The sequence below is a fragment of the Streptomyces sp. NPDC005494 genome (assembly GCF_042872025.1).
Lineage (GTDB): Bacteria > Actinomycetota > Actinomycetes > Streptomycetales > Streptomycetaceae > Streptomyces.
In genome coordinates this window covers 805,489-823,914 of the sequence record NZ_JBIAJR010000003.1, presented here as the reverse complement: position 1 = coordinate 823,914, position 18,426 = coordinate 805,489, and the positions used below count along the sequence as shown (strand labels likewise).

The following is an 18,426-nucleotide window of genomic DNA, read 5'->3' as shown; positions in this document are numbered from 1 at the left end:
ATCAGCCGAGCCGGTGCATCCAGCCGTGGGTGTCCTCGGCGATGCCCCGCTGGATGTCCAGCAGGCGCTCGCGCAGCTTGAGGGTCACCTCGCCGGGGGTGCCGTCGCCCTGCGTCCACTCGCCGTCCGCGCACTTCACGGTGCCGACGGGCGTGATGACGGCGGCGGTGCCGCAGGCGAAGACCTCGGTGAGCGTGCCGTTCTCGGTGTCGGCGCGCCACTGGTCGATGGAGACGCGGCCCTCCTCGGCGGTGTAGCCGAGGTCCCGGGCGACGGTGAGCAGGGAGTCACGGGTGACGCCGGCGAGCAGCGAGCCGGTGAGCGACGGGGTGACGATCCGCTTGCCGCCGTCCTCCTGGTCGTACACGAAGTAGAGGTTCATGCCGCCCAGTTCCTCGACCCACTTGTGCTCGACGGCGTCGAGGTAGGCGACCTGGTCACAACCCTTGGCGGCGGCCTCGGCCTGGGCGAGCAGGGACGCGGCGTAGTTGCCGCCGGTCTTGGCGTCGCCCATGCCGCCGGGGACGGCGCGGACGCGGTCCTGCGAGAGCCAGATGGAGACCGGCTTCACACCGCCGGGGAAGTAGGCGCCCGCGGGCGAGGCGATGACGAGGAAGAGGTACTCGTTGGCGGGGCGGACACCCAGACCGACCTCGGAGGCGATCATGAAGGGGCGCAGGTAGAGGGACTCCTCGCCGCCGTGCGCCGGGACCCACGCCTGGTCCTGCTGGACCAGCACGTCACAGGCCTCGATGAAGGTCTCGACGGGGAGCTCGGGCATCGCGAGGCGGACCGCGGAGCGCTGGAAGCGGGCGGCGTTGGCCTCCGGGCGGAAGCTGGCGACGGAGCCGTCGGGCTGCCGGTAGGCCTTGAGCCCCTCGAAGATCTCCTGGGCGTAGTGCAGCGTCATGTTGGCCGGGTCGATGGACAGCGGACCGTACGGGACGAGCTGGGCGTCGTGCCAGCCGCGCCCCTCGGTCCAGCTGATCGTCACCATGTGATCGGTGAAGTGGCGGCCGAAGCCGGGGCTGGCCAGGATCGCCTCGCGCTCCGCGTCGGACAGCGGATGCGAGGAGGGCTTGAGCTCGATCGTGGGCGTCGTCATGAGTGCGTGTCCTTCACCGGTCTTGTGTCTGATGGACCGCGCTCGCTCCCGCCCTCGCCCGGCGCCGGCCGGAAAGGTTGTAGGACGTCCGAGCACTACCGCGAGCCGCGGTCCCGTTCGATTATCTCTCGCGGGCGGCTCTGCACGAAATGACGTGTTTGCGGTGACGTCGACGGTATCGCTACGGCGACGCGAAAACGCGGTCCTGGGGTCGATGGTGGCACCCGGGGACCGCAAGGTGAAGCCGCCGGGTGCGGTTGCTGCCCGGCGGCTTCGAAGTGGAGACGTCGGGTCAGCCTGCTACGCGTACCGCGAGCGCGTCGCCGATCTCGTCGGTGGTGCGCGGGTGCTTTCCGTCACGCTCCGCGAGATCGGCGGAGACGGCGTCCTCGATGCGCACGGCCTCGGTCTCGTAGCCGAGGTGGCGCAGCAGGAGGGCGACGGAGAGGATCGTGGCGGTCGGGTCGGCCTTGCCCTGGCCCGCGATGTCGGGGGCAGTGCCGTGGACCGGCTCGAACATGGACGGGAAGGCGCCCGTCGGGTTGATGTTGCCGGAGGCGGCCAGGCCGATACCGCCGGTCACGGCAGCGGCGAGGTCGGTGAGGATGTCACCGAAGAGGTTGTCGGTGACGATGACGTCGAAGCGTTCCGGCTGGGTGACGAAGAAGATCGTCGCGGCGTCGACGTGCAGGTAGTCGGTGGTGACCTCGGGGTACTCGGCCGCGACCTTGTCGAAGGTGTTCTTCCACAGGTGGCCCGCGTACACGAGGACGTTGTTCTTGTGGACGAGCGTCAGCTTCTTGCGCGGACGGGCGGCGGCACGCGCGAAGGCGTCACGCACGACGCGCTCGACACCGTAGGCGGTGTTGACGCTGACCTCGGTGGCGACCTCGTGCTCCGTGCCGGTGCGCAGGGAACCGCCGTTGCCCGTGTACGGGCCCTCGGTGCCCTCGCGGACGACGACGAAGTCGATCTCGGGACGGCCGGCGAGCGGCGTCACGGTGTTCGGGAAGAGCTTCGACGGCCTCAGGTTGATGAAGTGGTCGAAGGCGAAACGCAGCTTGAGCAGCAGCCCGCGCTCCAGCACGCCGGACGGGACCGAGGGGTCACCGATGGCTCCGAGCAGGATGGCGTCGTGGCCCTTGAGGGCTTCGAGCTCCGCGTCCGGGAGGGTTTCACCGGTGCGGTGCCATCGCTGGGCGCCGAGGTCGTACTCCTTGGTCTCCAGCTTCACATCCTGCGGGAGAACAGCGTTGAGGACCTTGAGGCCCTGGGTGACGACCTCCTGGCCGATACCGTCGCCGGGGATCACTGCGAGATCGATGCTGCGAGACATGCATGCACCCTAGCCCCCGTCCCACCCCATGACATCCGACGTCCATCATGCGGACACGGTCCGGCGTCGGCAGCCTTGGGGCGGGAGGCCGGCCTCAGTGACCCGTCGACCCGCCGTTGTCCCTGCGGTCGAGGGCACGCTGCAGTGCGGCGGCGGCGTTCTTGCGCTCCGGCTCGGCGGTGCGGGGGGTGTGACGGACGCGGCGGGCGGTGGTCTCGGCCATGACGGATCGACTCCTTGAGATCGCGTGGATTTCGAGATCGGGACTTCGCGCAACGGATGTCGAGATCGGGATTTCGAGGCGCCGGAAGGGGCGGGGAGCGGATGCCGCAGGGGTTGCCTGCTTCGGGGCGCGCTCACTTCCGCCGGTCGCTGGTCATGCGATTCGTTCGGCTCCTACAAAGCTAGGGCAGCTGAGGCCATCTGTCTCCACAGATACTCGGACTTCCTACTATCTGAGACGGCGCGGCGGCGGCCGGACCGCGCGGCCCGCTTTCCGCCGTGCGCCGCGCCCCTCGCGAGGGCCCGCCGCGCCCCTCGTCCCGCGCCCCTCGCGAGGGCTCACCACGTCCTGGCTCAGAGATCCACGGTGAGCTGCGCCTGGAGGTGTGCGCGCAGGACGCCGGCCATGTCGGTCGCACGGTCGCTGAGCAGCCACTGCACCTGGAGGCCGTCCATCAGGGCGATCAGCTGCCGGCCCGCGTCGTCCGGGGCGATCCCTGCACGCAGTGCGCCGTCCCGGCCCGCCTGGACGTACGCCAGTTGGGCGCCCGCCACCGAATTCTCGTAGCGGCGGACGAAGTACCCGTGAGCAGGGTGGTCCGCGGCCGTCGCCTCGGCGGACACCACCGAGAAGAGCTCGACGATCCCGCGCCGGGTGGAGTTCAGGGCCGCCAGCTCGGCGAACCGCCGCAGCCGCCCGACCCCCGTGGTGCCGCCCAGCGACAGCCACTCGCCGTCCACCTCGTCACGGTGCTCCAGGACGGCGAGCAGCAGCGCCTCCTTGGTCGGGAAGTGGTGCAGCAGTCCGGTGTGCGAGATGCCGCACCTGGTCGCGAGCACCCGGAGCGACGCACCCCGGTAACCGGCCTCGCCGAACAGGGACATGGCCTGGTCGAGGATCTCCAGCCGTTTCGCCCGGCCCTTCGCGTATCCACGCGGCGCTTCGGCCGTCACTCGTCACTCCCCCGGTCCGCCGGCGCGGGGCGGGCCGGCTGTTCGGTGCGTCGGATCGCCATGCGGCCTCCAGGGAATTCCAGCCGGAGATTCGGCTCCGGAGATACTTACCAGGTGGTCGGGATTCACTCTATGGTGAAGGCGAACCGTGTCGCGAAAGGACCCGCCGTGGCCCCCTCCCTGCCCTACCTCGACCCCACGCTGCCCGTCGCCGAGCGGGTCGACGACCTCCTCGGCCGCATGACCCTGGCCGAGAAGGCCGGCCAGATGCTCCAGCTGAACGCCAAGGACGGGGTGCGACACCTCATCGAGGACCTGCACGCGGGCTCGATCCTGCACGCCTCCCCCGACCGCGTCCTGGAAGCGGCGGCGCTGACCGAGCGGACCCGCCTGCGCATCCCGCTGCTGGTCGCGGAGGACTGCATCCACGGCCACTCCTTCTGGGAGGGGGCCACGATCTACCCCACGCAGCTGGGCCTGGCGGCCACCTGGGACGCCGGCCTCGTGGAGCGCGTCGCCCGCGCCACCGCCGTCGAGGTCGCCGCCACGGGCGTGCACTGGACGTTCTCGCCGGTGCTCTGCATCACCCGGGACCTGCGGTGGGGCCGGGTGAGCGAGACCTTCGGCGAGGACCCCTTCCTGATCGGCGAACTGGCTTCCGCGATGGTGCGCGGCTACCAGGGCGACGGGCTCGCCGACCCGACGGCGGTCCTCGCCTGCGCCAAGCACTTCGCGGGCTACTCCGAGACGCAGGGCGGCCGTGACGCGAGCGAGGCGGACATCTCCCGCCGCAAACTCCGCTCGTGGTTCCTGCCCCCGTTCGAGCGCGTGGCCCGGGAGGGCTGCCGCACGTTCATGCTCGGCTACCAGTCCATGGACGGCGTGCCGATCACGGTCAACGACTGGCTGCTCAACGAGGTGCTGCGCGGCGAGTGGGGCTACACCGGCACGCTGGTCACGGACTGGGACAACGTCGGCCGCATGGTGTGGGAGCAGAAGGTCTACGCCGACCACACCCAGGCGGCGGCCGCCGCCGTCCGCGCGGGCAACGACATGGTGATGACCACCCCGCAGTTCTTCGAGGGCGCGCAGAACGCCGTCGCCGAAGGCACCCTGGACGAGGCGGAGATCGACGCGGCGGTACGGCGCGTCCTCACCCTGAAGTTCGAGCTCGGCCTCTTCGAGAACCCGCGCCACCCGGACGTCGCCCGGCAGGCAGCGGTCATCGGCAGCGCCGGTCACACCGAGCTGAATCTGGAGGCCGCGCGCCGTTCCCTGGTGCTGCTCACCAACGACGGCACCCTCCCGCTGGCGGGCGGCCTGGTGCCGGGGCCGGACGGGCGCGCCGTCGCCGAGGACGGTTCGGCTCCCCGCCGGGTGGCCGTCGTCGGCCCCAACGCCGATGACGCCCAGACCCAGCTGGGCGACTGGGCGGGTTCCTCGGGCCAGGCGGACTGGCTGCCGGACGGCCACCCGCGCCACATGATCCGTACCGTGCTCGACGGCTTCCGCGAGCACGTGCCGGCCGACTGGACCGTCACCTACGCCCGGGGAGCCGAGATCCTCTCCGTGGGCCCCGACCCGGAGGGCGCGTTCTTCCCGGACGGACAGCCCCGCCCCGAGGTCGTCGTGCCGGCCGAGCCCTCCGCCGACCTGATCGGTGAGGCCGTGGCCGCAGCCGAGGCCGCCGACCACGTCGTCGCCGTCGTGGGCGACCGTATCGAGCTGGTCGGCGAGGGCCGTTCGACGGCGACCCTGGAACTCGTGGGAGACCAGGTCGCGTTGCTCGACGCGCTCGCCGCGACCGGCAAGCCGCTCGTCGTCGTGGTCATCAGTTCCAAGCCCCTGGTGCTGCCGCCGTCCGCCCACGGCGCGGCGGCGATCGTGCACGCCTTCAACCCGGGCATGCAGGGCGGCAGGGCGGTGGCCGAACTGCTGCTGGGCCTCGTCGAACCCTCGGGCCGGCTGCCCGTCTCCTTCGCCCGGCACGCGGGCCAGCAGCCCACGTACTACAACCAGGTCAGGGGGCAGCACGGCTCCCGGTACGCCGACCTCACCCAGCGCCCGGCCTTCGTGTTCGGCGAGGGCCTGAGCTACACGACCGTCGCGTACTCCGGTCTGGAGGTGCTCACCGCCTGCGTCGGCGAGAGCGACACGCTGCGGGCGCGTGTCACCGTCCACAACACGGGGGTGCGGCCCGCCATGGAGACGGTGCAGATGTACATCAGCGACAGCGTGACGTCCGTGACCTGGGCGGAGAAGGAGCTGAAGGGCTACCGGCAGGTCACGCTCGCCCCGGGTGAGCGGCGCGAGGTGCTCCTCGAACTGCCGGTCGCCGACTGCACCCTGGTGGACGCGGCCGGCCGCCGCGTGGTGGAGCCGGGCGCCTTCGAACTGCTCGTCGGACCGTCCTCGCGCGACGACGCCCTCCAGCGGGCGGGCTTCACCGTGAAGGGCTGAGGCCACGCGGAAAGCACCCGGCACGCGTGTGCACCGCGCCGGGTGCGGCAGCCGACGGAAGGCTGCCCGCCGACGGAGGACAGGGCGGGCAGCCGCAGCTCGACGGCAGCCGATCCCTACGAGGGCGCCAGCGTGGTGCGGGTGCCCCGGCGCCACACCTCACGCAGGTTGAGGGTGTCGCCGATCGTGACGGTGGGGTCGCCGTCCACGAGCAGCAGGTCGGCCCGCAGGCCCTCGGCGACGCGCCCACGGTCCTCCAGGCCGAAGCGGCGCGCCGGGGTGAGGGTCGCCGCGCGCAGGGCCTGGACCGGGGTGAGACCGGCCCGGACGAGGTACTGCAGCTCCTGGTGGACGCTGGCACCGTGGACCATGCCGCCGAGGAACGGCAGTGGCATGGGGGCCGCGTCGGTGCCCGCCATCAGGTCGACGCCGGCGTCGTGCAGGGCCTTGACCGAGGCGAGGACATCCTCCAGTTCTCCCTGCGGATAGCGGTCGTAGCTGCTGACCAAGGTCTTCGTCCAGGCCTCGTCCAGGCGTGATCCGACGCGCGGATCCTCGGCGAGGGACGATCCGGTGACGCCCGTCATGGAGGCGTTCAGGACGACGCACGGGACGACGAACGCACCCGAGGCGGCGATGAGTTCGATGATCTCCCCGGTGTGCGGCCGGTCCATGAACAGGTGGGCGAAGCCGTCGACGCCGGCCTCGACCCCCATCCGTGTCGCATCGACGGTCAGGGTGTGGGCGATGGCGAGCATCCCGTGCCGGTGGGCCTCGGCGACACCGGCGGTCAGCGTCGCCTGGTCGAGCATGGGCAGACCGGGGTGCCCCTCGACCGTACCGTCGTCGACCATGAACTTGATGTAGTCCGAGCCCGCGGCGACCAGCCGGGGGACGAAGGCGACCGCTTCCTCGGGCGTGGTGGAGAACGGCATCAGGGGCATCTCACGCGGAGCGGGCCGATCGCCGTGGCCGTCCGGTTCTGCGTGGCCGCCCGGCTTGAAGCCCTTGGGCATGAGTTCGCTGGGGTGGCCACCGGGAGGTGTGATGCCGAACCCCGCGGAGCGGACATCGGCGAGGGAGTCGTTCTCCGTGATGTGCGCGCGGCGGTCCCTGGTGTTCAGTCCCTGCATCTCCAGCTCGGTGGTGATCCCGAACCGCAGGGCCAGCGAGAGCGCCTCGTCGGAGGTGTGCACATGGGCGTCGATCAGGCCCGGCAGGAGCGTGCCGCCCCTGGCGTCGACGATGTCCGCCCCGGCGGGCGGCCGGCCTCCGACCGCCGCGATCCGCGTGCCGTCCAGCACGACGGTGGTGTCCTCCAGCACGTGCTCACCGTCGAACACCCGGCCGTTGATGATGGCTGTGATCATGACCCTCTCCTCCGGGCGGGCACGTCGCTCTGCTGGCGCCGAGTTCTCCCACCGCGTCGACCACATTAATGCAAGTTGCAATTCCATGCAGACTTGCATGCATCTGCTGCTTGCAGATACATGCGATAGGCTGCGGGGGTGACCGACAAGGACGCCTCCATGCCGCAGGGCCAGGCCCTCCTGGACGCCGTCGGCACGGCCTTCGCCCGCTTGCGGCGGCGCACCATGCAGGCGCCGGTCGACCCGCCTACGGGCCCCAAGGACTTGAAGCGCAACCTGGTCCTCAACATCGTGGACGAGGCGGCCGAGACGGACACGGAGATGACGGTCGGCGGGCTCGCCGACCACCTGCTGGTGGACCCGTCGGTGGCGAGCCGCATGGTCAGCGACTGCATCTCGCACGGCTATCTGGTCCGCGCGGCCTCGCAGCAGGACGGCCGCCGTACGGTGCTCCACCTCACGGAGGAGGGCACCGCCCTCCTCCGTCGTTTCCGCCACCAGCAGCGGCAGGCATTCGAATTCATCACCCGGGACTGGCCCGAAGCCGAGCGGCTCGAATTCGCACGCCTCCTGCTCAAGTACGCGGACGCCACCGCCCAGTTGCCCGCACCGGGCGCCGCGGGCGGACAGCCGCCGGTCACGCCGTAGGGCGGCCGGGCGGGCCGGCGACGGCGCGTCGGCCGCCCGGAGCCGCTCACACGGGGGCGACGACCCGCCGGCCCTGGGGCCGGGAAGGCCGGACACCACCGCCCGAAGCCGCGCGCGCTCCGAGGCAGCGAGGGCCCGGAAATGGAAACCGCCTCCCGGCAGGCGGGGGGAGCCGGCCGGGAGGCGGAGTGCGGGGCGGGGCGCCCGTGACGGGCGCCCCTGGGCGTCAGCCCTGGTGGGGGTAGGTGTACTCGGTCGGCGGGACCAGCGTCTCCTTGATGGCGCGGGTCAGCGTCCAGCGCTGCAGGTTCTGCGGGGCGCCCGCCTTGTCGTTGGTGCCGGAGCCACGGCCGCCACCGAAGGGCTGCTGGCCGACGACGGCACCGGTCGACTTGTCGTTGATGTAGAAGTTGCCCGCGGCGTAGCGGAGCTTCTCCATCGTGTACGCGGCGGCGGCGCGGTCACCCGCGATGACGGATCCGGTCAGGGCGTAGTCGCTGACCGACTCCATCTGCTCCAGCATCGCGTCGTACTTCTCGTCCTCGTAGACGTGCACGGCGAGGATCGGGCCGAAGTACTCGGTCGTGAAGACCTCGTTGGCCGGGTCGTCGCAGACGATGACCGTGGGGCGGACGAAGTAGCCGACGGAGTCGTCGTAGGTGCCGCCGGCGATGACCGTGCAGGTCGGGTCGGCCTTGGCGCGGTCGATCGCGGCCTTGTTCTTGGCGAAGGAACGCTCGTCGATGACGGCGCCCATGAAGTTCGACAGGTCGGTGACGTCACCCATGGTGATGCCGTCGACCTCGGCCGCGAACTCCTCCTTGAAGCCGGAGTTCCAGATGGAGGCCGGCACGTAGGCACGGGAGGAGGCGGAGCACTTCTGGCCCTGGTACTCGAACGAGCCACGGGTCAGCGCGGTCTTCAGGACGGCGCGGTCGGCGCTGGGGTGCGCGACGACGAAGTCCTTGCCACCGGTCTCGCCGACGAGCCGCGGGTAGGTGCGGTAGTTGGCGATGTTGTTGCCGACCGTCTTCCACAGGTGCTGGAAGGTGGGCGTCGAACCGGTGAAGTGGATGGCGGCCAGGTCACGGTGGTTCAGCGCGACCTCGGAGACGGCGATGCCGTCGCCGGTGACCAGGTTGATGACGCCCTTGGGGAGTCCGGCCTCCTCCAGGAGGCGCATCAGCAGCACGGCGGCGTGGGTCTGCGTCGGGGACGGCTTCCACACCACGACGTTGCCCATGAGGGCGGGCGCGGTGGGAAGGTTGGCCGCGATGGCGGAGAAGTTGAACGGCGTGATCGCGTAGACGAAGCCCTCGAGCGGGCGGTGGTCCATGCGGTTCCACACGCCGGGGGAGTTCGCCGGCGGCTGCTCGGCGAGGATCTGGCGCGCGTAGTGCACGTTGAAGCGCCAGAAGTCGACGAGCTCACAGGGGCAGTCGATCTCGGCCTGCTGGGCGGTCTTGCCCTGGCCCAGCATGGTGGAGGCGGCGAGCGTCTCGCGCCAGGGACCGGAGAGCAGTTCGGCGGCGCGCAGGATGATCGCGGCGCGGTCGTCGAAGGACATGGCGCGCCAGGCCGGGGCGGCGGCGAGGGCGGCGTCGATCGCGTCCTGCGCGTCGGCCTCGGTGGCGGCGGCGCCGGTACCGATGACGGACTTGTGGTTGTGCGGCTGCACGACGTCGAAGCGCGCGCCGCCGCCCAGCCGCTTCTCGCCGCCGATGGTCATCGGCAGCTCGATGGGGTTCTCGGCGAGCTCCTTGAGCTTCGCCTCCAGACGGGCGCGCTCCGCGGTGCCGGGGGCGTAGGAGTGGACCGGCTCGTTGACCGGCGCGGGGACCTGGGTGACAGCATCCATGAGTGCCTTGTCTCCTTGGTTGAGGTGGGTGGTCGGCCGGGCAGGTCAGCCCTTGTTCAGCCGGGGTGCGGCCCTTGGTCCGGACCTCGGTCCAGCGCGGTGGCTCAGCCCTTGGTGAGGATGGACCGGCCGAAGAACAGCAGGTTGGCCGGCTTCTCCGCGAGGCGGCGCATGAAGTATCCGTACCAGTCGGTGCCGTACGCCGTGTAGACGCGCATCCGGTGGCCCTCGGCCGCGAGCCGGACGTGCTCCTCGCTGCGGATGCCGTACAGCATCTGGAACTCGTACTCGTCCAGTTTGCGCCCGGCCTGGCGCGCGAGCTCCTGGCCGATGGCGATGAGACGGGGATCGTGCGAGCCGATCATCGGGTAGCCCTCGCCGTGCATCAGCGTCCTGAGGATGCGGACGTACGCCTTGTCGATCTCCGGCTTGTTCTGGTACGCGACGGAGGCGGGCTCCTTGTAGGCGCCCTTCACCAGACGGACCCGGCTGCCCGCGGCGGCGAGGCGGCGGGCGTCGGCCTCGGTGCGGAACAGGTAGGACTGGATCACGCAGCCGGTCTGCGGGAAGTCCTTCCGCAGCTCCTCGTGGATGGCGAACATCGAGTCCAGCGTGGTGTGGTCCTCGGCGTCCAGCGTGACCGTGGTGCCGATCGCGGCGGCGGCCTCGACGACCGGGCGGACGTTGGCGAGGGCGAGCTCGTGGCCGCCCTCCAGCGCTTGTCCGAACATCGACAGCTTGACGGACATCTCGGCGCGGGTACCCAGGCCGAGCTCCTTGAGCCGGCCGATCAGCTCCAGATAGGCGTCACGGGCGGCGGCGGCCTGCTCCGGGGTGGTGATGTCCTCGCCCACGACGTCCAGGGTGACCTCGAGGCCCTTGGCGGCGGCGTCCTGGATGACGGGGACGACCTGGTCGACGCTCTCACCGGCGATGAAGCGGTCGACGACCTGCTTGGTGCCCGGCGCTGCCGAGATGAAACGACGCATCTTGTCGCTGCGTGACGCGGCGAGAATCACGGGACCCAGCACGGGGCACCTCCACGGAGTACGAACGAGGCCGGACCGGGACGGATGTGAACGGACCGGGACGGCACGGAGAACCACTGTGAAATCTAGGTACCCCCGCATTCCCGTGCCATCGACAGCTGTCACGCATCCGTGCACCGGTTCTCAGACATATGTCTGAAGGGGTGCGAGAATGGCGAGGTGAAGGGCGATTACCAGGAGCTGGTCGACGAGATCTCCGCGCTGCTCAGCGCCCCCGCGACCCTGGAGAACCGCGATTTCGGCCTCGTCGCCTTCGGGGCGCACGACAGTGACGACGACACGGCCATGGATCCGGTCCGTACGCGCTCGATCCTGACCCGCCGCTCCACCCCCGCGGTCCGCTCCTGGTTCGAGGGCTTCGGCATCACCCGTGCGACGGGGCCGGTCCGTATCCCGGCCGCCCCGGAGGCGGGGGTGTTCCGGGACCGCATCTGCCTCCCGGTACGCCATCGGGGTGTCGTCCTCGGCTACGTGTGGCTGCTGGACGCCGATCCAGGACCGACCGAGGGACAGCTGGCGTCCGCGATGGTCGTCGCGGCCCGGATCGGCGCCCTGCTCGCCGACGAGGAGCGGGCCGGAGCGGACCTCTCACGGGAATTCGGCGCGGCGCTCGTCGCCGGGCGGGGCTGGCAGCGGGACATGGCGCTGGCCGCGCTGCACGAGGCCATCGGGGCCGACGCGGACGGCCTGCACACGGTGGTGTGCGTGACCCCGTGGCAGGGCGAGACCCCCTCCGTGCGTACGGTGCCCTCGGCCGCTGCCCTCGCCACGGTGCCCGGGGCGGCCGGCCAGGATTTGGCCGCCCTGATCCGGTTGCGCTCCCCCGAGGCCCTCGACCCGGCGACGACCGCCGCCGAACGGCTGCGCGGCGCGGCCGGGGGCGCCGCCACCGGCGGCTTCGCCACCGCCCGCCGGGGCCTCGCGGAACTGGCCGGCTCCTGGCACGAGGCCCTGTCCGCCGCCCGCGCGGCATCCGCCGAATCCCGCTACGGCCCGGTCGCCGGCTGGTCGGCCATCGGCCCGTACCGGCTGCTGGCCTCCCTGCCCCACGGCCAGGACAGCGCACCGGACCAGGCCGTCCGGCCCCTGCTGACCCCGCCCCACGCGGAACTGGCCCGGACCGCCGAGGTGTTCCTCGACCGCGCGGGCCAGGCGAGCCGTACGGCCACGGAGCTGGGCATCCACCGCCAGACCCTCTACTACCGTCTGGCGCGGGTCCAGCAGCTCACCGGCCTGGACCTCAACGACGGCGAGGACCGGCTGCTGCTGCACATGGCACTGAAGCAGGCCCGGCTGTAGGCACCCGGGCGGTTGAGTACGCCACCGGCGCGCGCTGAGTACTCCGGCGGAGGAGCCGGGGCCGCGCGGACGGTGAACTGGATCCATGAGCAACGACATCCGGACGGCCGTCCCCCTCGCCCCGCGCGCACTGTCCGGCTCGCGGTGGTGGGCGGTCCCCCTGACGGGGACCCTGGCGGCGCCGGCACTGACCGTGATCGTCTCCTCGGCGGAGAACGCCTTCGCCGACAGGACGTTCCTCCTGGCCGGCGGACTGGTCCTCGCCTACGCGCTGATCCTGCCGAGCTGGTTCCCCGGGCGGACACCGGCCCGGCGGACCGGGCTCGTCGTGTCCGGCTGCGCGATCGCCTTCTCGTTCCCCGCCCTGATCTCCATGCTCGGCTGGACCGTGTTCGTCGTCGCGCTCCTCACCGGGCACGTGGACGGCTAGGGCCTCCAGGGCCCGAACGGCCCGCGCCCGGGCGCAGATGGGAATCTGCGCCCGGGCGCGGGCCTTCGCACGACTGCGGATCAGTCGGTGAGGTTCACCGAGCGGGCCGAGGTGGCACCGATCTCCTCGGAGATCTCGGTCAGGACCGACTGCGGGATGGTGTCGTCGACGGTGAGGACGACCAGCGCCTCGCCGCCCGCGTCCTGCCGCGAGACCTGCATACCGGCGATGTTCAGGCCGGCCTCGCCGAGGATCTTGCCGACCGCGCCGACGACGCCGGGACGGTCCTCGTAGCGCAGGACGACCATGTGGTCGGCGAGCGCAAGGTCGACGTCGTGCTCGCCGATCGCGACGATCTTCTGGAGGTGCTTGGGGCCGGCCAGCGTGCCGGAGACCGCGACCTCCTCGCCGCTCGACAGCGTGCCGCGGACGGTGACCACGTTGCGGTGGTCCGGCGACTCGGAGCTGGTGGTGAGGCGGACCTCGACACCGCGCTCCTGCGCGAAGAGCGGGGCGTTGACGTAGCTGACGGTCTCGTCGACGACGTCCTCGAAGACGCCCTTGAGCGCGGAGAGTTCCAGCACCTTCACGTCGTGCTGGGTGATCTCGCCGTAGACCTCGACGTCGAGACGGGCCGCGACCTCGCCCGCGAGCGCGGTGAAGATCCGGCCGAGCTTCTCGGCGAGCGGCAGACCGGGACGCACGTCCTCGGCGATCACGCCGCCCTGGACGTTGACCGCGTCGGGCACGAGCTCACCGGCGAGGGCCAGACGGACGGACTTGGCGACCGCGATGCCCGCCTTCTCCTGCGCCTCGTCGGTGGAGGCACCGAGGTGCGGGGTGCAGACGACCTGGTCGAACTGGAAGAGCGGGGAGTCCGTGCAGGGCTCCTTGGTGTACACGTCCAGACCGGCGCCGGCGACCCGGCCCTCCTTGAGGGCGGAGGCGAGCGCCTCCTCGTCGACGATCCCGCCACGTGCGGCGTTGACGATGCGCACCGAGGGCTTCACCTTGTGCAGCGCCTCGTCGCCGATCAGGCCGAGCGTCTCGGGGGTCTTGGGGAGGTGCACCGTGATGAAGTCGGAGACCTCGAGCAGCTCGTCCAGCGTGAGGAGCTTGACGCCCATCTGCGCGGCGCGCGCGGGCTGCACATAGGGGTCGTACGCGACGATCTTCATGCCGAACGCGGACATGCGCTGCGCCACCAGCACACCGATGCGGCCGAGGCCGACGACACCGAGGGTCTTCTCGCTGAGCTCGACACCCGTGTACTTGGAGCGCTTCCACTCGCCGTTCTTGAGGGCGGTGTTGGCCTGCGGGATGTTGCGCGCGGTGGCGACGAGCAGACCGCAGGCCAGCTCGGCGGCGGTGACGATGTTGGAGGTCGGCGCGTTGACGACCATCACACCGGCCTTGGTGGCCGCGGAGACGTCGACGTTGTCCAGACCGACGCCGGCACGGGCGACGACCTTGAGCTGCTTCGCCGCGGCGATGGCCTCGGCGTCGACCTTGGTCGCGGAGCGCACCAGGATCGCGTCGACGCCGGCGATCGCGGGGAGGAGTTCGGCGCGGTCCGCGCCGTTGCAGTGCCGGATCTCGAAATCCGGACCCAGAGCGTCGACCGTGGCGGGCGACAGCTCTTCGGCGATGAGTACGACAGGTTTCGAGCTCACGTGAGTCCTCACAAGTCCAGTGCGGACGGCCGTCCCGACGGCCGCAGGCGGTGGAGGGGCTAGCCGCGTGGAAGACGCACGACACTGTGGGCCCTGACGCGTGTATGTGTTGTTGAGAGTGTAGTCATGCGGCCGGGCACATACTGCGCCCCGGTGGAAGGATCACCCGCACGGGGTGGACGGTCTGTACAGACGTACGGCCGCGCTTCGCTGCCACCCACCTCTCCCGCAGTGACACGGGAGTCAGGCCGGCCTGGTGCCGGGGGCGGGTCCGCTCGGACCCGCCCCCGGCGAGAACTCAGGCGTCCTCGTTGTCGACCCAGCTCATGAGCTTGCGGAGCTCCTTGCCGGTGGTCTCCAGCAGGGACTCGCTGTCGGCCTTCTTGTACTCGTTGTACTTGGGCAGACCGTTGTGGTACTCGGCCATCCAGTTCTTGGCGAAGGTGCCGTCCTGGATCTCGGCGAGGACCTTCTTCATCTCGGCCTTGGTGGCGTCCGTGATGATGCGCGGGCCGGTGACGTAGTCGCCCCACTCGGCGGTCTCCGAGATGGACCAGCGCATCTTCTCCAGGCCGCCCTCGTACATGAGGTCCACGATGAGCTTCAGCTCGTGGAGGCACTCGAAGTACGCGATCTCCGGCTGGTAGCCGGCCTCGGTCAGGGTCTCGAAACCGGCCTTGACCAGGGCGGCGGTGCCACCGCAGAGGACGGCCTGCTCACCGAACAGGTCGGTCTCGGTCTCCTCGGTGAAGGTGGTCTTGATGACGCCGGCGCGGGTGCCGCCGATGCCCTTCGCGTAGGAGAGCGCGAGCTCCAGGCCCTTGCCCGAGGCGTCCTGCTCGACGGCCACGATGCACGGGACGCCGCGGCCCTCCTCGTACTGACGGCGGACGAGGTGGCCCGGGCCCTTGGGAGCGACCATGCAGACGTCGACGTTGGCCGGCGGCTTGATGAAGTCGAAGCGGATGTTCAGGCCGTGGCCGAAGAACAGCGCGTCGCCGTCCTTGAGGTTGTCCTTGACGGACTCCTCGTAGACCTGGGCCTGGATCGGGTCCGGGACCAGGATCATGATGACGTCGGCCTCGGCGGCGGCCTCGGACGGGGTCACCACGCGCAGGCCCTGCTCCTCGGCCTTGGCCTTGGACTTCGAACCCTCGTGCAGACCGACACGGACGTCGACACCCGAGTCACGCAGCGACAGCGCGTGGGCGTGGCCCTGGCTGCCGTAGCCGAGAACCGCGACCTTGCGGCCCTGGATGATGGACAGGTCGGCATCGTCGTCGTAGAACAGCTCGGCCACTGGGTCTTCTCCTTGGTGTGCAGGTGTTGCGTCCCACCGTACGGCGGGGTGCGTGGGGTACGTTGCCGGGTCTCGCCATACGAGCGGCGAGGTGTCCCGGAGGGTTACGCCGTACGGTCGAGAGCGCGCAGGGAACGGTCGGTGATCGAGCGCGCGCCGCGCCCTATGGCGATGGTGCCGGACTGGACGAGCTCCTTGATGCCGAACTGCTCCAGCATCTTGAGCATGGCCTCCAGCTTGTCGGCCCCCCCGGTCGCCTCGATCGTGACGGCCTCCGGGGAGACGTCCACGGTCTTGGCGCGGAACAGCTGGACGATCTCGACGATCTGGGAGCGGGTCTCGTTGTCCGCGCGGACCTTCACCAGGACGAGCTCCCGCTGGATCGCTGCGGTGGGCTCGAGTTCGACGATCTTCAGGACGTTGACCAGCTTGTTGAGCTGCTTGGTCACCTGCTCCAGGGGCAGGCCCTCGACGTTCACGACAATGGTGATGCGTGAGATGTCGGGATGTTCGGTGGTACCGACCGCGAGCGAGTCGATGTTGAAGCCGCGCCGGGAGAACAGGGCCGTGATCCTGGCGAGGACGCCCGGCTTGTTCTCGACCAGGACGGAGAGCGTGTGCTTGCTGGACATGGAGTCGGTCTCTCTCTGTCTCTCAGTCGTCTTCGTTGTCGCCGAAGTCGGGGCGGACGCCGCGCGCTGCCATGACCTCGTCGTTGGAGGTGCCGGCGGCGACCATCGGCCACACCATGGCGTCCTCGTGGACGATGAAGTCGATGACGACCGGACGGTCGTTGATCGCGTTGGCCTCGGCGATGACCTTGTCCAGGTCGGCCGGGTCCTCGCAGCGGATCGCGTAGCAGCCCATGGCCTCCGACAACTTGACGAAGTCCGGGACGCGGGTGCCCTTGGCGGGGACTCCGTCCGTGTCCGCGCCGGAGTGGAGCACGGTGTTGGAGTACCGCTGGTTGTAGAACAGGGTCTGCCACTGGCGGACCATCCCGAGCGCGCCGTTGTTGATGATCGCGACCTTGATCGGGATGTTGTTGAGCGCGCAGGTGGTGAGTTCCTGGTTGGTCATCTGGAAGCAGCCGTCACCGTCGATGGCCCAGACCGCGCGCTCCGGCATGCCTGCCTTGGCTCCCATGGCCGCCGGGACCGCGTAGCCCATGGTGCCCGCGCCGCCGGAGTTGAGCCAGGTGGCGGGCTGCTCGTACCGGATGAAGTGCGAGGCCCACATCTGGTGCTGGCCGACGCCCGCGGTGAAGATGGTCCCTTCGGGGGCCAGCTCGCCGATGCGCTCGATGACCTGCTGCGGCGAGAGGCTGCCGTCCTCGGGCAGGTCGTAGCCGACCGGGTAGGTCTCGCGCCAGCGGTTGAGGTCCTTCCACCAGGCGCTGTAGTCGCCCGCGTTGCCCTCGGTGTGCTCGGCCTGGACCGCCTGGACGAGGTCGGCGATGACCTCCCGGGCGTCACCGACGATCGGGACGTCGGCGGCACGGTTCTTGCCGATCTCCGCCGGGTCGATGTCGGCGTGGACGATCTTGGCGTACGGCGCGAAGCTGTCCAGCTTGCCGGTGACGCGGTCGTCGAACCTGGCCCCGAGCGCGACGATCAGGTCGGCCTTCTGCAGCGCGGTGACGGCGGTGACCGAACCGTGCATGCCGGGCATTCCCACGTGCAGCGGGTGGCTGTCGGGGAAGGAGCCGAGCGCCATCAGGGTGGTGGTGACGGGCGCTCCGGTGAGCTCTGCCAGGACCTTCAGCTCGGCGGTCGCGCCGGCCTTGATGACGCCGCCGCCGACGTACAGCACCGGGCGCTGGGCCTGGGTGATGAGCTTGGCGGCCTCGCGGATCTGCTTGGCGTGCGGCTTGGTGACCGGGCGGTAGCCGGGCAGGTCCATCACCGGCGGCCAGCTGAAGGTGGTCTTCGCCTGGAGCGCGTCCTTGGCGATGTCGACGAGGACGGGGCCCGGTCGGCCGGTGGAGGCGATGTGGAAGGCCTCGGCGATGGTGTGCGGGATGTCCTCGGCGCGGGTGACCAGGAAGTTGTGCTTGGTGATCGGCATGGTGATGCCGCAGATGTCGGCTTCCTGGAAGGCGTCCGTACCGATGGCGGACGAGGCCACCTGGCCGGTGATCGCGACCAGCGGGACCGAGTCCATGGCGGCGTCGGCGATCGGGGTGACCAGGTTGGTGGCACCAGGACCCGAGGTGACCATGCAGACGCCCACCTTGCCGGTGGCCTGCGCGTAACCGGTGGCGGCGTGACCGGCGCCCTGCTCGTGGCGGACCAGGATGTGGCGGACCCGGGTCGAGTCCATCAGCGGGTCGTACGCCGGGAGGATGCAGCCGCCGGGGAGCCCGAATACGGTGTCGGCGCCGACTTCCTCGAGAGAACGGATGAGGGACTGCGCGCCCGTGAGGTGCTCAACGGAGGCGGAGGACGGTCCGCCGTTACGGGCCCGCGGCTGCGGGTGCTGGGCCCCGGTGGCCTGCTCGGTCATCGGCATTCTCTTCTCGAAGCTGAGGGTTTATGCGGTGTGTTTGTGGGGTTTTGAGGGGTCCCGGTGCAACAAAAAACCCCTCGTGCCGTGAGGCAAGCGAGGGGAGCGCGCCGGTGCGGTCTGCAAGGTGTCCATGAGTGACCCTGCTTCAGCCGACGCGCTTTCCAAGTACGAGAATTCGGGTGCGCATGGCATTGACCCTCTCTCCGGCACGCGT

General features: G+C 70.4%; 15 protein-coding genes. 4 read left to right on the top strand and 11 right to left on the bottom strand.

Features of this window, described 5'->3' with window-relative positions; genetic code table 11:
- Position 1 precedes the first annotated feature (1 nt).
- The 4 genes from ACFYQ6_RS13615 to ACFYQ6_RS13600 form a co-directional block, all read right to left on the bottom strand.
- Complete coding sequence (locus ACFYQ6_RS13615) at positions 2-1,105, bottom strand: branched-chain amino acid aminotransferase (protein WP_361574009.1); 1,104 nt, start codon at positions 1,103-1,105, stop codon at positions 2-4.
- Between the two features lie 292 nt (positions 1,106-1,397).
- Complete coding sequence (locus ACFYQ6_RS13610) at positions 1,398-2,441, bottom strand: 3-isopropylmalate dehydrogenase (RefSeq protein WP_388762960.1); 1,044 nt, start codon at positions 2,439-2,441, stop codon at positions 1,398-1,400.
- A gap of 94 nt (positions 2,442-2,535) precedes the next feature.
- Positions 2,536-2,664, bottom strand: coding sequence for a hypothetical protein (locus ACFYQ6_RS13605; RefSeq protein ID WP_361574004.1), 129 nt, complete (start codon positions 2,662-2,664; stop codon positions 2,536-2,538).
- A 353-nt stretch (positions 2,665-3,017) separates the two neighbouring features.
- The gene (locus tag ACFYQ6_RS13600; RefSeq protein WP_361574002.1) at positions 3,018-3,617 is read right to left on the bottom strand and encodes a TetR/AcrR family transcriptional regulator; all 600 of its coding nucleotides are present in this window, start codon (positions 3,615-3,617) and stop codon (positions 3,018-3,020) included.
- 168 nt (positions 3,618-3,785) lie between these two features.
- Between ACFYQ6_RS13600 and ACFYQ6_RS13595 the strand changes: the two genes are divergently transcribed.
- Complete coding sequence (locus ACFYQ6_RS13595; RefSeq protein ID WP_361574000.1) at positions 3,786-6,077, top strand: glycoside hydrolase family 3 N-terminal domain-containing protein; 2,292 nt, start codon at positions 3,786-3,788, stop codon at positions 6,075-6,077.
- Between the two features lie 116 nt (positions 6,078-6,193).
- Here the strand turns inward: ACFYQ6_RS13595 and ACFYQ6_RS13590 are convergent, their stop codons facing one another.
- Positions 6,194-7,447, bottom strand: coding sequence for an amidohydrolase family protein (locus tag ACFYQ6_RS13590; protein ID WP_361573998.1), 1,254 nt, complete (start codon positions 7,445-7,447; stop codon positions 6,194-6,196).
- 138 nt (positions 7,448-7,585) lie between these two features.
- Here ACFYQ6_RS13590 and ACFYQ6_RS13585 point away from each other — a divergent pair, with 138 nt between their 5' ends.
- Positions 7,586-8,095, top strand: a complete 510-nt coding sequence (locus ACFYQ6_RS13585) for a MarR family winged helix-turn-helix transcriptional regulator (RefSeq protein WP_361573996.1) — start codon at positions 7,586-7,588, stop codon at positions 8,093-8,095.
- Between the two features lie 226 nt (positions 8,096-8,321).
- Here the strand turns inward: ACFYQ6_RS13585 and pruA are convergent, their stop codons facing one another.
- Both pruA and ACFYQ6_RS13575 read right to left on the bottom strand, forming a co-directional pair.
- Positions 8,322-9,953 (bottom strand): L-glutamate gamma-semialdehyde dehydrogenase, encoded by a 1,632-nt coding sequence (pruA, locus tag ACFYQ6_RS13580; RefSeq protein WP_361573994.1) that lies wholly within the window; start codon positions 9,951-9,953, stop codon positions 8,322-8,324.
- A 104-nt stretch (positions 9,954-10,057) separates the two neighbouring features.
- Positions 10,058-10,984, bottom strand: a complete 927-nt coding sequence (locus ACFYQ6_RS13575; RefSeq protein ID WP_361573993.1) for a proline dehydrogenase family protein — start codon at positions 10,982-10,984, stop codon at positions 10,058-10,060.
- A 177-nt stretch (positions 10,985-11,161) separates the two neighbouring features.
- On the opposite strand from ACFYQ6_RS13575, the gene ACFYQ6_RS13570 reads away from it, so the two are divergent.
- Together ACFYQ6_RS13570 and ACFYQ6_RS13565 are read left to right on the top strand one after the other, a co-directional pair.
- A complete protein-coding gene (locus tag ACFYQ6_RS13570) occupies positions 11,162-12,301 on the top strand; it encodes a helix-turn-helix domain-containing protein (RefSeq protein ID WP_361573991.1) in 1,140 nt (379 codons plus the stop codon).
- Between the two features lie 85 nt (positions 12,302-12,386).
- On the top strand, positions 12,387-12,731 hold the full coding sequence (locus tag ACFYQ6_RS13565) for a hypothetical protein (RefSeq protein WP_361573989.1): 345 nt from the start codon (positions 12,387-12,389) through the stop codon (positions 12,729-12,731).
- 80 nt (positions 12,732-12,811) lie between these two features.
- Here ACFYQ6_RS13565 and serA read toward each other — a convergent pair whose 3' ends face one another.
- From serA to ACFYQ6_RS13545, 4 genes are all read right to left on the bottom strand, one after another.
- Positions 12,812-14,404, bottom strand: a complete 1,593-nt coding sequence (serA, locus tag ACFYQ6_RS13560) for a phosphoglycerate dehydrogenase (RefSeq protein WP_361573987.1) — start codon at positions 14,402-14,404, stop codon at positions 12,812-12,814.
- 298 nt (positions 14,405-14,702) lie between these two features.
- Complete coding sequence (ilvC, locus tag ACFYQ6_RS13555; protein WP_145802899.1) at positions 14,703-15,704, bottom strand: ketol-acid reductoisomerase; 1,002 nt, start codon at positions 15,702-15,704, stop codon at positions 14,703-14,705.
- A 104-nt stretch (positions 15,705-15,808) separates the two neighbouring features.
- The gene (ilvN, locus tag ACFYQ6_RS13550; protein WP_103760243.1) at positions 15,809-16,336 is read right to left on the bottom strand and encodes an acetolactate synthase small subunit; all 528 of its coding nucleotides are present in this window, start codon (positions 16,334-16,336) and stop codon (positions 15,809-15,811) included.
- Between the two features lie 22 nt (positions 16,337-16,358).
- A complete protein-coding gene (locus ACFYQ6_RS13545; RefSeq protein ID WP_361573984.1) occupies positions 16,359-18,215 on the bottom strand; it encodes an acetolactate synthase large subunit in 1,857 nt (618 codons plus the stop codon).
- Positions 18,216-18,426 lie beyond the last annotated feature (211 nt).